The organism is Buttiauxella noackiae (assembly GCF_000737905.1).
In the GTDB taxonomy this organism is placed as follows: Bacteria; Pseudomonadota; Gammaproteobacteria; order Enterobacterales; family Enterobacteriaceae; genus Buttiauxella; species Buttiauxella noackiae.
The window spans coordinates 276,450-290,957 of the sequence record NZ_JPRU01000003.1; the positions used below are offsets into that span (position 1 = coordinate 276,450).

Sequence of the window (14,508 nt, forward strand, 5' to 3'; positions counted from 1 at the left end):
TCGCTGATTAAACGATAGAGAGAACCGCGGCTTCTTCTGCGGTTTTCTCTTCTGTTTTTTCTGAGGAGTTCTTTTTCATCTCAACAACGCGTTGAGACTGCGTCTCTTTCTTCGCCGTCAGGCGTTCAGACTTTCCAACAAAACAACCGCCAGGACGAATCGAAAACGCCACGCCGCGAACTATCCCTTCCATTTCACCGTGTTCATGAATTTCTATAGATTCGCCGACACAGGTTCCAGATACATGACCATTAATGACAATTCCCGGTGACGTAAACTCTCCCTCAATAAAACCCTCACGCATCACGTAGAGGACGCCATCCTTCAGAGTAATATTTCCCTGCACTTTACCGTAAACATGGATATCACCTTCGATATCAATATTCCCGGTAAACAAAGTGTTCTGCGCAATAACAGTGCAGCGACGTGAAGTTTGTCTCCCTACAGAGCTCTCATTCTCACCGGCTGGGGAGTCCACCGTCGGACTCTGAGGGGAGGCTTCAATATCATCAGCCATTTTTTGCGTCTTTTTCCCAAACATAACAAATCCTTTTTTATTGATAATTAAATAGATGACGAAAGCCAAAAGAAGCCCGGCTGCAATAAAAGGAAACTCATATTTCCAGCCAAAGGCATAGCAGGCCAGGGCGCTTATCCAGGCAAACCAGACAAACCAGAGCGGTATATTTTGCTTTGTTCGATCAGACTTCATGATCGAAGGGGTGAAATGAGTGAAGGGCAAAAATAAAACATCGTCATCCTTGACGTACCAGCAACAATTCAGAGTAAGTTTTATACATATTTATGCATTCTACGGGAAGCAGCAATATTCTGATTCTGGCTGGTTCGCGTTATAGTCGTGCCCTATCGCAATCATAGAAGCAGCCTTTGCGGGTTTGATAAGCAAAGGGTTACAATCCTGCAAATTATTTACTCACTCATGGAATCCTGTATATGACCAAACATTATGACTACCTCGCCATTGGCGGCGGCAGCGGCGGTATCGCCTCCATTAACCGTGCGGCGATGTATGGGAAGAAATGCGCACTGATTGAGGCAAAAGAGTTGGGCGGCACCTGTGTCAACGTGGGTTGCGTACCGAAGAAGGTCATGTGGCATGCGGCACAAATCGCAGAAGCTATTCACAACTACGGCCCGGATTATGGTTTTGATACCACCGTAAATAAATTCGACTGGGACAAACTGATTGCCAGCCGTACCGCGTATATCGACCGTATCCACACCTCTTATGACAACGTGCTGGGTAAAAACAACGTTGATGTGATCCGTGGCTTTGCCAAATTTGTCGACGCGCACACCGTTGAAGTCAACGGCGAAACCATCACGGCTGACCACATTCTGATTGCGACAGGTGGCCGTCCAAGCCGCCCGTCCATTCCTGGTGCGGAATACGGTATTGATTCCGACGGTTTCTTCGCACTCCCTGCTCTGCCAAAACGTATTGCGGTCGTGGGCGCAGGCTATATCGCGGTTGAAATCGCAGGTGTGGTAAACGCGCTGGGTTCAGAAACCCATCTTTTCGTGCGCAAACATGCACCACTGCGTACTTTTGACCCGCTGATTGTCGAAACCTTGCTGGAAGTGATTAACACCGAAGGCCCAACGCTGCACACCCAGGCTGTTCCAAAAGCCGTAGTTAAAAATGCTGATGGCAGCCTGACTCTGCAACTGGAAGATGGCCGTTCTGAAACGGTTGACTGCCTGATTTGGGCGATTGGCCGCGAACCAGCAACAGACAGCTTCAATCTGGCGGTCACGGGTGTGAAAACCAACGCCAAAGGCTATATCGAAGTTGATAAATTCCAGAACACCAGCGTGCCATGTATTTATGCCGTGGGCGACAACACCGGTGCGGTGGAACTGACTCCGGTCGCCGTAGCGGCAGGTCGCCGCCTGTCTGAGCGTCTGTTTAACAACAAGCCGGATGAGCATCTGGATTATAGCAACGTGCCAACCGTAGTGTTCAGCCACCCGCCAATCGGCACGGTTGGTTTAACCGAACCACAGGCGCGTGAGCAGTACGGCGACGACAACGTGAAGGTGTATAAATCGTCCTTCACCGCGATGTATACCGCAGTAACTTCACACCGCCAGCCATGCCGCATGAAGCTAGTTTGCGCAGGCCCGGATGAGAAGATCGTCGGTATTCACGGCATTGGGTACGGCATGGATGAAATGCTGCAAGGCTTTGCGGTTGCACTGAAGATGGGCGCAACCAAGAAAGACTTCGATAACACAGTGGCGATTCACCCGACGGGTTCGGAAGAATTCGTTACCATGAGATAGCCAATCCCGAAGTAATCGAATCTTAAAAAACTGACTGTAACAGGTCAGTTTTTTTATGTGCTTTTTCCAGGAACATTATCCACCTGGAAAGTTTATTTATTGTGGTTTGAAGTCATCGACAGCCATGGTTTTGCCATCCCTTGAATGATTTACGTAGGTTATAGTAATTAAATGTAACTATACATAAATCATATTGTATACCCACATTATTATTGTTAGTTTAGTTAACAGGAAAAACACAACGGAAACAAAGGGATAATAATGAAAAAGGTACTCGGCATTGTTGGTTCACTGCTTCTTGTTTCAGGCTCTGCAATGGCTACTACAGCGCCTGACTGTGTCAAAGTGGACAAAGCGCAGATCGAAGGGTTGTTTGATAAATGGAACGATTCCCTGCAAACCGGCGATGCTAAAAAAGTAGCAAATAATTATCTAAGTGATGCTGTATTACTGCCAACAGTATCGAATAAAGTCCGCCTGACTGACGCCGAGCGCGTTGATTATTTCGAGCACTTCTTAGAGAAGAAGCCGTTTGGCAAAATTGACAGCCGTACCGTACGACTGGGCTGTAATAAAGCGGTAGATGCCGGTACTTACACCTTCACCTTTGCTGATAAGTCCAAAGTCTCAGCGCGTTATACCTTCACTTACGCGTGGGATGGTAAAGAGTGGAAAATCTCTACCCACCACTCTTCTGCAATGCCAGAAGCGTAAAAACGGGTAGATAGTCCCGCCAGTATTTCAGTTGAAGCCTCCGTTATGCGGGGGCTTCTTCTTTGCATGAACATTCTAAAATAATGACAGATGAACAGAACTTGCAGGAAAGAAAAGCAATAAAGCTCTATTAATCAAAAATGCTAACTGATTAGTTTTCATATATATGCAAGACAATATTAAAGAGAGTGCAAAGAAAAAAATAATTTAATTTATTTGCTTACATTTATACGTAATTGGCAGAACTATACTACAAATCTTATGACCATTTGGATTGAGTTATTCATCTCACGCATTGTTCATCCTCTAAGGTTTATCTCATGAATAATAAATCATCGACACTATTAGGTGTTCTGGCAGGTGTAATTCTGCTGTCGACTTTTTCTATCAGCAATGCCAATGCCACTCAACAAGGCCAGCAACGCCGCGAAGCGCGCGACACTCGCCAGGATACTCGTGAGGATTCACGCCACGAGAAGCGTGAATGCGTTACCAGTAATGATAAAAGCAATCACGATTGCCGCCAGGACAAACGTCAGAATAAACAGAATGGCCGTGAAGAAGCGCGTGATATTAAATATTAAGCAGATCGTTAGCCATTCAGAATAGAATAATTGTCAGACGCAAACATTGCGTATCTTTATGTCCAGGAGGACTCTTTTTTGAAAAAATATATCCCAGGTTTGTTACTTTTAACTCTCGCGTTTTCAGGCAATGTATTTGCTATTGATAAAACATCTGGCGGTGCATTAGCTGGTGCTGCAATTGGTGCGGCAACAGGCAAAGACGTGAAAAGTACGGTGGGTGGTGCAGTCATCGGTGGCGGTACCGGAGCCATGTTTAAACACGGTGACACCGGTAAAGCTGCTCGCAAAGGCGGTGCGATTGGTGCCGCTGTTGGCGGCGTTGCGGCGGCGGCCACGGGCAAAAGCGTTTTGAAAGGAGCAGCTGTGGGCGCAGGCGGTGGTGCTCTTATTGGCGAAGCGACGCATTAATCCACTGTTTGTCTGAGAATATTCAAAAAACCCGGCGTCGTGAGATGCCGGGTTTTTTAGTTTCAGGTCTTTCCAGAAAGTTACTTCCTACCCGCCATATCAGGAATGATCAGATCCCCACGCAATACATTTGAACCCAACGCACTTTTGGTTTTCTCCGTCAGCCACGCCACGATTCTTGCTGCCATCGCGTCCATGGAATACTCAATGGCCGGAATAGTTGGAATACCCGGCAAATGCAGCGACCCGGCGAGGCTGAACACCATAATGTCTTGCGGAACGGATTTATTAAACGCCTGCAATTGCGGAATGATGCGCTGCGCTTCCTGCTCATCGGCCACGAGTAACGCGTTGAAATTCAGTGTAGTACTGTTGTTTAGCAGCACTTGCAGCGCAACAGATGAAGAGGTTGAGTCCATAAAAATCAGGTTGCGGTTAAACGGCAGGAAATTGTTTTCCAGGGCGCGTTTGTAACCTAACAAAACCTGGTCAACAGAACCGCATGAGTCGGGGTTAATAACGGCAATCTGCCTTCTTCCCTGTTTTATCAGATAATTACATGCAGTTTCCGCAGCGAATGCATGATCAAACTGAATGCTGTTGCTGGAATCGACATCCACACAGTCAACCAGAACGACGTTTTCCTGGCTGATATTCAGCGGGAAACGCGCACCAATAATCAGTACGTCATCGCACAGGCCACAGGTCAGTTCCTCAAGCGCGTGCATAACCTCTGTTTTGCTGTTGGCAAAACGCAACAACAGATGCTTTTGATGCTGGCTAAGGTGTTTCTCCAGCGCATACAGGTAACCCGTGGTTTGGTTTATATTGTCCTGCGCACAAATCACGCCAATACAGCCTGTTGACTGGCTAAGTAAGGATTGCGCGATAACATTTGGCCGGTAATGCAGCTCTTCTACTGCCTTAAGCACAGCCAGACGGCTCGCTTCTTTCACCCCACGAGATCCACTCAATACCCGTGATACTGTGGCTTTAGATACCCCAGCTAAACGCGATACATCATTGATTGTAGACATCATTTTCCTTTATCAGGCTCTGACTCATGCCTGTCATCCTGAATACAGCCCTGGCTCATATTCTAACCAGTTTTAAGTATAGTCGTTTCACTTTTCTATGGAAACCGATTTTCCGTTTCGTGTCCAAACCAAGTATTCACCAGATAATTTTGTGATGATGATCCAATAAGCAGCGCCTATAAACGCTGGATATTGATGAGTATCACAGATCTGTTGGCTGCGGATGGAAAACGGTTTCCATAAAGTATCAAATCATTTCCGCAATACTTTATTTACATTTTGAGGATGATTGTTAATGGTCAAGATTATGTTGTGTTGTTCTGCCGGAATGTCCACCAGCCTGCTAGTCAAAAAGATGCTGACCGCTGCACAAGAACGAGGAATGCCTGTGGAAATAGAGGCTTACGGCGTTGCTGAGTTTGATGTGCAGTTTCCACGCTACCAGGTTGTGCTGCTCGGACCGCAAGTAAAATATATGTTAAGCACGCTTTCAGAAAAGACCGCCTCTCACGGCATTCCCGTTCAGGCCATCGACATGATGGATTACGGAATGCAGCGTGGCGATAAGGTGCTGGATTATGCTCTGTCGCTTATCGAAGCGGCTCACTAAAAAGGTGTTCATATGAGTTCGCTATATCAATCAATGGTGACGGTGATTGAGCAATCCATCACCCCGCTGGCAGGCCGTCTTGGGCAACAAAAGTACGTAATCGCAATTCGTGATGGGTTCACCGCAGCCCTGCCGTTTATGATTATCGGCTCCTTTATGCTGGTATTTATTTTCCCACCGTTCTCGGCCGATACCACCATTGGCTTTGCCCGCGCGTGGCTGGATTTTTCACAGACTTACCGTGAACAGTTGATGTTGCCTTTTAACCTGAGTATGGGGGTGATGACGTTCTTCATCTCAGTTGGGATTGGCGCAAGTCTTGGGCGACAGTTTAATCTCGACCCTGTGATGTCCGGTTTGCTGGCCTTTATGGCGTTTTTGCTGGTTTCCGCACCCTATGCCGATGGAAAAATCTCTACCCAGTACCTTTCAGGCCAGGGCATTTTCACCGCGTTGATTACGTCCATTTACTCCACACGTATTTACGCATGGCTCAAAGAGCACAAAGTCACGATTCGTCTGCCAAAAGAGGTGCCGACAGGCGTTGCGCGTTCATTTGAAATTCTGATTCCTGTCGTTGTCATTATCGGCACGCTGCACCCGCTGAATTTATTCATCGAAGCGCAAACGGGCATGATTATGCCGCAAGCGATTATGCACCTGCTGGAACCGCTGGTTTCTGCATCAGATTCCTTGCCTGCTATTTTGTTGTCTGTTCTGCTGTGCCAGATTTTCTGGTTCTCTGGCATCCATGGCTCGCTGATTGTTACCGGCATCATGAGTCCATTCTGGATGACAAACCTTGCTGCAAACCAGACTGCTCTTGCCGCTGGTGCTGCGTTACCACACATTTATCTGCAAGGTTTCTGGGACCACTATTTATTGATTGGCGGCGTAGGTTCCACTTTGCCGTTAGCTTTCTTATTACTGCGCAGCAAAGTCACCCACTTACGCACCATCGGTAAAATGGGCATCGTGCCAAGCTTCTTTAATATCAACGAACCGATTCTGTTCGGCGCACCAATTATCATGAACCCGTTGTTATTCATTCCATTTATCTGCGTACCAATGGTTAACGCCGTTCTGGCTTATACCGCCACTAAACTGGGTTGGCTTGCACAAGTGGTTTCATTAACTCCATGGACTACACCTGCTCCCATTGGCGCTTCATGGGCAACAAACTGGGCCTTTAGCCCGGTGGTGATGTGCCTGATTTGTATGATGGTTGCCACCGTGATTTATTTGCCATTCCTGCGCGCTTATGAGCGTTCATTGCAGAAAACAGCTGTAGAAAATGAAACGCGTTCTCCTCTGACAGAAACGGCTATCAGCAATTAAGAATCGCCGACAAATAAATCTGGGAAAAATGATGATCGAATTAGAAGAAGCAGTAATGGAAATTATTATGAATGCGGGGCAGTCACGTAGCCTTTGTTTTGAAGCACTGCATTGTGCACGTCAGGGAAATATCGAAGAGGCCAAACTTCTATTACAGGAAGCGGATGGTTACGCGCGTGAAGCGCATAAAATGCAGACCAAATTGATTGAGCAAGATGCAGGTGAAGCCAAACAACCGATGACGCTAATTATGGTGCACGCTCAGGACCATTTAATGACGTCAATGTTAGCTCGTGAATTATCAAGCGAAATCATTCATCTTTATCAACGTTAAGCATTACGTAAAAACTAAAATATTTAACCTCTGGCACGGAGAAATAATTACGTAAATAATTTTAATTAAATCCAATCCGATGAAAGTATAAAAATATAAATATGCTCTGGCTATAGAGTCACCTCTATTAATTATGAGCAGGATGTTTATTGTCTGAAAAATAAATTACTAAATTGAGATTATAATGAAATTAATTAAACAGCTTCCATTAACAATGGCGGTCATCGCCGCGCTTTGCCCGATTTCTGTACTCGCACAAGAACCAATGACTCAAGAACAGATCGATCAAATAGTGGCAAAGGCCGTTGATAAAGCACTAGCAGACCGTGAAGCCAAATTTGATGCCGCACGTGCTAAAAAAAATGATCCTCTGGTAACACCACAAGTGCCAACCACGCCGGACCTTTCTATTCCATTAGGGCTTAAATTTACCGGTTATGCGCGCTACGGGGCTCATTTCCAGGCAGGCGATCAAAAATACATTGGCGTTGACGGCTCATATAACGGTTCTTCCGCAATTGGCCGTTTAGGTAACGAAGGAAACGGTGGCGAATTCCAGCTTACCAAAGCCTTTAAAAGTGAAGCTGGCGCCATTTGGGATGTGGGCGTGATGATTGACCACTGGGGCGATGAAGTTAACCTGAAAAAAGCGTATGCAGGTGTCACCAACCTATTTGAGTCACAGCCGAACGCCTATTTCTGGGCCGGTCGTGACTTCCATCAGCGCCCACAACAAGGCATCAACGATTACTTTTGGATGAACCATGACGGGCAAGGCGCAGGGGTGAAAAACTTCGATCTTGGCTTCGCGCAGTTAGACCTGGCAACGGTCGCTTCGGTTGAGCAATGTAACCCGGAAATGATCGAAGACGGCGGTAACCCGTCGCGCATCTCTTGTACTGGCGGCTCCGGTACTGGAGATAAAGGTAATTACGCAGCAACGTCAAAACTGCACGGCATTAAATTCGGCCCAATCGATTTCGAGCTGTACGCCAACTATGGCTTCGACTCTAAAGCAATCGACAGTGACGAGCGCTCCAAAGCCTGGCAGGCTGCGGTCGTTTTGAGCCATACCGGTGAAAATAGTCTGAACAAAATTATCGCGCGTTATTCTGACCACTCTGATAACAGCGTTTACAACAAAACCAATGGCTTGCACACAGTTTATACCAGCTTCGAAGGGAACTATAAGTTCACCCCGCAAGCACAGGTGGAATATCTGTTGGCCTTCCATGATTACGATAATGACGAGCAAACACAGGATAACCGCCGCAACTATGGTGCTATCGTTCGCCCGATGTACTTCTGGAACGACATACATTCAACGTGGCTTGAAGCAGGTTATCAGCGCGTAGATTATGAGAATGATGGCGATAACAAAGGCTGGAAGCTGACGCTTTCCCAGAACATTTCAATTGCCATGGGGCCAGAGTTCCGCCCAATGCTGCGCTTCTATGTAACGGGTGGGCAGGTGGAAAACAACCACACCACGCGCGTGGCAGGCGAAGATAATACACAGCTTGATTCGTTTAACGTGGGCGCTATGTGGGAAGCCTGGTGGTGATCTGACCTACACCATATCTGACAGGAGTAAAACACCACCTGTATTGCAGGTGGTGTTTATACCCAAAATAATTCGGTGACTTGGGCGAAGACGAGCAGCCAACGCATCAACAACTGGAAGTATGACGGGTATTTTCAGATATAAATAAGCCTGACCTCTGTGAGTACCAGGCTTATTAATCATAGTTGGCAATTATCTCTACAGCTGCATTTGCAGGTCCAAACTCGACTGCTTCATTATTAAGGCGGAAAAAACGTGCAGCCATTTTTATGTGTTGAGTCACATTCTCGCCTAAATTATAACTTCGGGATTCATAGCTCGAAATTGTTTCGGCAGCCAGAGTGGTATTAAATACTACCGGCTTAGCAGGTATACCCTCACCTCGCGGCTGAGTTGACGCATCTCCCCAAGCCAGTTGAACGCCATAACCCTTTGCCCCTGTTCCATCTAATGCAATAACCCCTTTGATACTGTCTTTAATTTCAGTCCTGGGAACAACTTTAATATTTAGCCCGCTGTTTTTTATCGCGACCGATCTCATACCAATCCCATTATTGCCAGCTTTGGCTATGATCCCGCTCCCCCATGCTTGCGGACATCTTAATGTGAAGCTTGCATCTACCCATGAAGAAGCCGGGTCAGGAATTGCTCCGTGGTTATAGTTACCCAAGTACACGTTTACATTGGCGAAAGTACAGGTAGCAGGAAAAAGATTTAACCCACCAGTGATTGAAGTAAAGCTTGCCGTCCAACTATTAGGAAGTGGTGCCGGGCCAGTGCCTGCCTGAGATTTGGGACTTATTGTGTTCGGCGGATAAACCATATTAGCCTGCACATAACTTGGCCCCGTAAATGCCAGAACCCCATTGCTGTTGACATCCCCTAACGGGCCAGGAATTCGCCATATTGTAACCATTGGTGTTGACCATTCCGTGGTCGTTGCCGACCCTGGGTAAGTACGGCGAATATCAGGTGAAATGGCATTGAGCGAGGGGGTTGGGGTTGGGTCTCGACCCCATAATATGTCATTAAATGACATACCAATCCCACTCACTGATGTTGGGAAAATTAAATAATCAATGCCATCATCCGAATGTCTAATCGGCTCTTTGCCATTAACAGGTATCGCATAATAAACCACACTCCATGGCCCTTTATCACACCCAAGCGTAACTCCCCCGACATTTATCGAAGTATAGGTATAAATCTTAGTAAATAGTTTTTCACCAACAATCGTCCTGTCGCTTGTTTCAGAGTAAGGCAGCGCTATAGAGATGGGAGCTTTTCCTTTCCAACAAGTAATCTCAGCAGCGTAGACTTGTGTTCCACAGCAAATAATAGCCAGAAGGAATATTACGTATTTATGCATAGACAATACCGGGAGAGATAATTAGTGAAACCGCTAATAGAAAATGTGTATCATTATAATATTTTCAGGCTCACAGCTTATTATAGAACCATCTCGATTGTATTTGAGAAACTTACTCTTTTTAGTATTAAAATCTCACTCCTGATACCAAATATATTTTTCCGTACATTTATTCACTTATATACCTTCATACTTCAAGCTGCCGGAAAAATCTTTGGCATTTTGAACGGCGCTTGCGCTGACCCCGAAGGGACGAGGCCAGAGGATGAATAGACGTAGCCAATACACCCATTTTCGAAAAGTTTAGCTGCGCATCGCGCTGTATATTGCCTGTTGAATTCGAGCCTCATCCGAGCTTACTACTTCAGCCTGTATGCCCTGATCTTTGGCTCCATCCTGACGCTTTTGCCCGGCAGCCTTGCGAAGCAGCGCTCTTTCCAACTCCTCTTTTTGCCGCTTGATAGCATCCGGCGCGCTGCAAAAGGTTTTCAAAAACTGTTTGCGCAGTGAGGTCAGACTTTGCCCGTCATGCATCGCCTGACTCATGGTTCTGATCATGCGTCGGCATGGTCGGTCTTCATCCATCTGCGAACGGTACTGCAGCAACGTATTGAGCGCGTCGCGGTAATCGCCCGCTAATGCAGTTTCAGTGAAATAGACTTTCCAGTTCATTCCCCCTTGCATAAACAGCCTTACCACCGTGGTATCGCCGCGTTCGATTGCCGAGCGTAAGTTGCCTTCATCCCATGTGATTCCGATATCCGCCAGCTTTTCGCGCGCGCTTTCGGTTTCCGGGAGAGAATCGATCATGGTGACTTTGACTGGCGTATTTTTCGCAGCGGCAGGTTTATTGGTGACATCACTCAGAAAGTACATACCAAAGATGGCGGCGCTAATCACTGCCACTCCCGCCACGCACCACATCAGCATCAATAACGTTTCGCCGGAGTCCTGCTTTCTTTTGGTATTACGCAACTCAGGCCGTTCGATAGCGTCGCGCACCTCTTCGGTATCGCGTCCGGTTGCCTGGTATTTTTTCTGTGCCTGCATAAGCCAGGCTTGTAATTGTGAATCATCGGCTGCCAGAAGCATCGCCGGGTTCACCTTCGTTCGTCCCTCATCGAATGCGCGCTGAATGGTGTCGCTACTTTCCTGATAGTAACTGTCGAGCAAGGTGAGTTGTACGGAAGTGAGGGGTTGCTGTTGAACCAGATCATTGCGAATTTCACGCACATCATTGAGAAACGTTTGCAGTGTCTTGCGCTGATCAATCAGTAAGCTCAGGTGCGAAGAGTGCTGAAATAGCCCGGCGTAATGGTTCGCGTACTCTTTTTTATCGACCACCATCAAGGCCAACTCGCTAAAGCGCATACCACTTAGCACATCGCCACGTTCGCCATTTTTCAACCAACGACGGACACAATCAGCACCAAACTGCTTTTTCAGCTTATGTACCAACTGTGATTGGCTGGCATAGCTTTGATCAACCAGACCTTTAAGCATCAACTCCAACGCGCGCATCTGGCGTGTCGCTTTATATTGCTGAGTATTATCATTATTTTCGATTTCTGTGGAGTAGCCAAGCAAAGGCTGCTTTGCACGCACAAGCTCGAGATAACTCACAAAGCGCAATGCCGCAATGAGTTGGTTGTGGCTGACTTCCTGGCCGCTTTCATACTGCGGCACCAGTTGCTGTAGATGCCTTAGCAACAGCGTGAAATGTGAAATCTCAGCATCATTAAGATTTAATCGTTTTGCCACCGCCATCCAACTTCCCAGCGCCAGGCGGGCTTGCTCAAGCTGTTGAAAAAACCATTGCGGATCCTTGCCTTCACTGGCTTTGATGGTGAGAAGTGGCAGGATTTGCAATGACGCCTGGCGAATCACACTCAGGCATGTCTCGAACTTTTCCCGCATCAGCAACTGTGCAGCGCTGGTCATGATCTTCCTTTCAATTAAAAAAGCATGTACGCCTGGCATGGGTACACAACGCCATGACGCACAATTTTATCTCAGGTGGGTAACAGTCTATGGCTGTAAAAGAGTAGGAAAATTAACCATTTTCAAAAATATGGCCGATGACCTCGCCCATATTACGCAGTGCGGTTTCAGTCTCGGCATTGAACGGCAGCGCATAATTCAGGCGCATACAGTTGCGATATTTTCCGGAAGCAGAAAGCAAAGACCCCACCGCAATGCGGATATTGTGCTGACGCAGCGTTTCGCTGATCGGCACGATATCAATATGCTCAGGCAACTCAATCCACATCAGAAAACCGCCCTGTGGCCGAGAAACACAGATTCCACATGGGAAATAGTGGCGCACCCAGCAGGTGAATACATCCAGGTTGCGCTGATAGTGCTGACGCATGCGCCGCAGGTGGCGATGGTAATGGCCGTTACGCACAAACTCCGCGACCGCCATTTGCGTAAAAGTGGTACTGCTGCCGGTCACGATGTACTTCATATGCATGGCGCGGTCGAAATAGCGCCCCGGCACAATCCAACCCACGCGCAGTCCCGGTGCCAGCGTTTTTGAAAATGAGCTGCACAACAGCACTCGCCCATCAACATCCAGCGATTTAATCGTCATCGGGCGCGGGTATTCATACGCCAGTTCGCCATACACATCGTCTTCAATAATGGCGATATCAAAGCGTTGAGCGAGGTTCAGCACCGCTTTTTTCCGTGCATCTGGCATGATAAAACCGAGCGGGTTATTACAGGTAGGAACCAGAATAACCGCTTTAATCGGCCACTGTTCGAGCGCCAGTTCTAATGCTTCCACACTGATGCCCGTTTCAGAATCCGTTGGTATTTCAACCACTTTAATCCCGAATGCGCGCAGCATTTGCATGGTGCCGTGGAAGCATGGCGATTCAACCGCCACTATATCTCCTGCCTCACACACGGCACGAATCGCAATCGACAACGCTTCATGGCAACCGGTGGTCACCACAATATCGTCTGGTGTAACAACACAGCCGCTGTCGAGCATCAAACGGGCAATTTGTTCGCGCAGCACCTGCTTACCGTTAATGCAGTCATAACCCAAAATTTCGGGCTCCTGATGCTGCACAATGCGGCTCATTTCACGCCACAGCGGTTTAATCGTTGCCTGGGTGACATCCGGAAAACCACTGCCAAAAGCGATGCTTCCGCTATCTTCTCTTCCGGTTAACTGTTCAAGCACCGCATCCCATTGGGTAATTTCGACCGGGCGCTGCGCCGGGCGTGTCAGGGCGGGCACTGGAGGCTGAGATTTTTGCGGTGTCACAAAGTAGCCAGAGCGCGGCTGCGGGGAGATAAGCTGGCGGTCTTCAAGAATATGATAGGCCTGCTGTACGGTGCTGATACTGACGCCGTGTTCACTACTCAGGTTACGCACCGAAGGCAGGCGTTCACCACTGCGATACAAGCCTTGTTCAATGCGTTCTGCCAGCAAAGTGGCAAGGTGTTGGTAACGCGTCATGCTGTATCCTCTTAATTCACCATACAGACAGAAAAAGCAGTACAGAATTATGGCAAAACCACCATTCAGATCTTGTTTTAGCGCGTCTGTATGTTAAATAAAAGTTATTTTTGAGTCTGCCTGCAATCTGTATGACGGCGCATGATAGACCTCGTCAACACGATGAGGAGCAAGATCATGGGCTATGAAGAGAACCGTCCGCACAAACCGTTTTATGGCTTTGTGATGATTTACCGTTATTTGCGCCAGAGATGGCTAAATCATCAGACAGCACGCACGTTGCAAGGATTGAACAAGGAACAATTACGAGATATTGGGCTGACATGTGATGATTTATCCCGCTGGAAGTAACCCTTCATAACGGCGCATAACTATGGCGCCGTTATTTTTTTGCTGATATCTATTAAAGGACCTGCAAAAAAATAATAAGGGATAAGAATGCGTATTAACGACCTGCCGTTTAATACCACCGACTGGGCGACACTCAGCGCCACAGAACATCCGGGCATCACCGGCAAAGCGTTCTGGCGCACTCAACAATTCGGGGAAATCCGTGTTCGGATGGTGGAATACAGCGCCGGATATCTCGCAGACCACTGGTGCCAGAAAGGGCACATCCTGTTTTGTCTGGCTGGGGAATTACAAACTGAGCTGGAAGATGGGCGCATATTTACGTTAAAGCCGGGAATGAGTTATCAGGTCGCCGATAATGCTGAACCGCATCGTTCCTCCACCGCTATTGGCGCAACTCTCTTTATCGTGGATTAA

15 protein-coding genes are annotated in these 14,508 nt (G+C 47.4%); 10 read left to right on the forward strand and 5 right to left on the reverse strand.

The window, feature by feature from the left end; genetic code table 11:
• Positions 1-7 precede the first annotated feature (7 nt).
• Complete coding sequence (locus tag IX31_RS17145) at positions 8-712, reverse strand: bactofilin family protein (protein WP_157837382.1); 705 nt, start codon at positions 710-712, stop codon at positions 8-10.
• A gap of 242 nt (positions 713-954) precedes the next feature.
• Here IX31_RS17145 and gorA point away from each other — a divergent pair, with 242 nt between their 5' ends.
• From gorA to IX31_RS17165, 4 genes are all read left to right on the forward strand, one after another.
• Positions 955-2,307 carry a glutathione-disulfide reductase gene (gorA, locus tag IX31_RS17150; protein WP_034460569.1) on the forward strand — a complete coding sequence of 451 codons (1,353 nt, stop codon included), beginning with the start codon at positions 955-957 and terminating at the stop codon, positions 2,305-2,307.
• Positions 2,308-2,568: 261 nt separating this feature from the next.
• Positions 2,569-3,021, forward strand: a complete 453-nt coding sequence (locus IX31_RS17155) for an SgcJ/EcaC family oxidoreductase (protein WP_034460571.1) — start codon at positions 2,569-2,571, stop codon at positions 3,019-3,021.
• A gap of 320 nt (positions 3,022-3,341) precedes the next feature.
• Positions 3,342-3,605, forward strand: a complete 264-nt coding sequence (locus IX31_RS17160; RefSeq protein WP_034460572.1) for a hypothetical protein — start codon at positions 3,342-3,344, stop codon at positions 3,603-3,605.
• A gap of 78 nt (positions 3,606-3,683) precedes the next feature.
• A complete protein-coding gene (locus IX31_RS17165) occupies positions 3,684-4,016 on the forward strand; it encodes a hypothetical protein (protein WP_034460573.1) in 333 nt (110 codons plus the stop codon).
• A gap of 80 nt (positions 4,017-4,096) precedes the next feature.
• Here the strand turns inward: IX31_RS17165 and IX31_RS17170 are convergent, their stop codons facing one another.
• A complete protein-coding gene (locus IX31_RS17170; RefSeq protein WP_034460574.1) occupies positions 4,097-5,053 on the reverse strand; it encodes a LacI family DNA-binding transcriptional regulator in 957 nt (318 codons plus the stop codon).
• Positions 5,054-5,348: 295 nt separating this feature from the next.
• On the opposite strand from IX31_RS17170, the gene IX31_RS17175 reads away from it, so the two are divergent.
• From IX31_RS17175 to IX31_RS17190, 4 genes are all read left to right on the forward strand, one after another.
• Complete coding sequence (locus IX31_RS17175; RefSeq protein ID WP_034460576.1) at positions 5,349-5,663, forward strand: PTS sugar transporter subunit IIB; 315 nt, start codon at positions 5,349-5,351, stop codon at positions 5,661-5,663.
• A 12-nt stretch (positions 5,664-5,675) separates the two neighbouring features.
• Complete coding sequence (locus tag IX31_RS17180; RefSeq protein WP_034460578.1) at positions 5,676-7,001, forward strand: PTS sugar transporter subunit IIC; 1,326 nt, start codon at positions 5,676-5,678, stop codon at positions 6,999-7,001.
• A gap of 31 nt (positions 7,002-7,032) precedes the next feature.
• Positions 7,033-7,335, forward strand: a complete 303-nt coding sequence (locus tag IX31_RS17185; protein ID WP_122974050.1) for a PTS lactose/cellobiose transporter subunit IIA — start codon at positions 7,033-7,035, stop codon at positions 7,333-7,335.
• Between the two features lie 184 nt (positions 7,336-7,519).
• On the forward strand, positions 7,520-8,899 hold the full coding sequence (locus IX31_RS17190) for a carbohydrate porin (RefSeq protein WP_034460580.1): 1,380 nt from the start codon (positions 7,520-7,522) through the stop codon (positions 8,897-8,899).
• A gap of 175 nt (positions 8,900-9,074) precedes the next feature.
• Here the strand turns inward: IX31_RS17190 and IX31_RS17195 are convergent, their stop codons facing one another.
• The 3 genes from IX31_RS17195 to IX31_RS17210 form a co-directional block, all read right to left on the reverse strand.
• Positions 9,075-10,268 carry a hypothetical protein gene (locus IX31_RS17195; protein WP_034460582.1) on the reverse strand — a complete coding sequence of 398 codons (1,194 nt, stop codon included), beginning with the start codon at positions 10,266-10,268 and terminating at the stop codon, positions 9,075-9,077.
• Positions 10,269-10,571: 303 nt separating this feature from the next.
• A complete protein-coding gene (locus IX31_RS17205; RefSeq protein ID WP_034460585.1) occupies positions 10,572-12,209 on the reverse strand; it encodes an STY4199 family HEPN domain-containing protein in 1,638 nt (545 codons plus the stop codon).
• 112 nt (positions 12,210-12,321) lie between these two features.
• On the reverse strand, positions 12,322-13,740 hold the full coding sequence (locus IX31_RS17210; RefSeq protein WP_034460586.1) for an aminotransferase-like domain-containing protein: 1,419 nt from the start codon (positions 13,738-13,740) through the stop codon (positions 12,322-12,324).
• A gap of 177 nt (positions 13,741-13,917) precedes the next feature.
• On the opposite strand from IX31_RS17210, the gene IX31_RS22505 reads away from it, so the two are divergent.
• Both IX31_RS22505 and IX31_RS17215 read left to right on the forward strand, forming a co-directional pair.
• The gene (locus tag IX31_RS22505) at positions 13,918-14,091 is read left to right on the forward strand and encodes a DUF1127 domain-containing protein (protein WP_072009474.1); all 174 of its coding nucleotides are present in this window, start codon (positions 13,918-13,920) and stop codon (positions 14,089-14,091) included.
• Positions 14,092-14,178: 87 nt separating this feature from the next.
• Positions 14,179-14,508, forward strand: coding sequence for a DHCW motif cupin fold protein (locus IX31_RS17215; protein WP_034460587.1), 330 nt, complete (start codon positions 14,179-14,181; stop codon positions 14,506-14,508).

What these genes read in the sequence shown, in the direction of transcription:
- IX31_RS17205 (WP_034460585.1), bottom strand. Translation starts at nt 12,209, where the DNA reads ATGACCAGCGCTGCACAGTTGCTGATGCGGGAAAAGTTCGAGACATGC.
- IX31_RS17145 (WP_157837382.1), bottom strand. Translation starts at nt 712, where the DNA reads ATGAAGTCTGATCGAACAAAGCAAAATATACCGCTCTGGTTTGTCTGG.
- IX31_RS17155 (WP_034460571.1), top strand. Translation starts at nt 2,569, where the DNA reads ATGAAAAAGGTACTCGGCATTGTTGGTTCACTGCTTCTTGTTTCAGGC.
- IX31_RS17190 (WP_034460580.1), top strand. Translation starts at nt 7,520, where the DNA reads ATGAAATTAATTAAACAGCTTCCATTAACAATGGCGGTCATCGCCGCG.
- IX31_RS17175 (WP_034460576.1), top strand. Translation starts at nt 5,349, where the DNA reads ATGGTCAAGATTATGTTGTGTTGTTCTGCCGGAATGTCCACCAGCCTG.
- gorA (WP_034460569.1), top strand. Translation starts at nt 955, where the DNA reads ATGACCAAACATTATGACTACCTCGCCATTGGCGGCGGCAGCGGCGGT.
- IX31_RS17210 (WP_034460586.1), bottom strand. Translation starts at nt 13,740, where the DNA reads ATGACGCGTTACCAACACCTTGCCACTTTGCTGGCAGAACGCATTGAA.
- IX31_RS22505 (WP_072009474.1), top strand. Translation starts at nt 13,918, where the DNA reads ATGGGCTATGAAGAGAACCGTCCGCACAAACCGTTTTATGGCTTTGTG.
- IX31_RS17180 (WP_034460578.1), top strand. Translation starts at nt 5,676, where the DNA reads ATGAGTTCGCTATATCAATCAATGGTGACGGTGATTGAGCAATCCATC.
- IX31_RS17215 (WP_034460587.1), top strand. Translation starts at nt 14,179, where the DNA reads ATGCGTATTAACGACCTGCCGTTTAATACCACCGACTGGGCGACACTC.
- IX31_RS17170 (WP_034460574.1), bottom strand. Translation starts at nt 5,053, where the DNA reads ATGTCTACAATCAATGATGTATCGCGTTTAGCTGGGGTATCTAAAGCC.
- IX31_RS17160 (WP_034460572.1), top strand. Translation starts at nt 3,342, where the DNA reads ATGAATAATAAATCATCGACACTATTAGGTGTTCTGGCAGGTGTAATT.
- IX31_RS17195 (WP_034460582.1), bottom strand. Translation starts at nt 10,268, where the DNA reads ATGCATAAATACGTAATATTCCTTCTGGCTATTATTTGCTGTGGAACA.
- IX31_RS17185 (WP_122974050.1), top strand. Translation starts at nt 7,033, where the DNA reads ATGATCGAATTAGAAGAAGCAGTAATGGAAATTATTATGAATGCGGGG.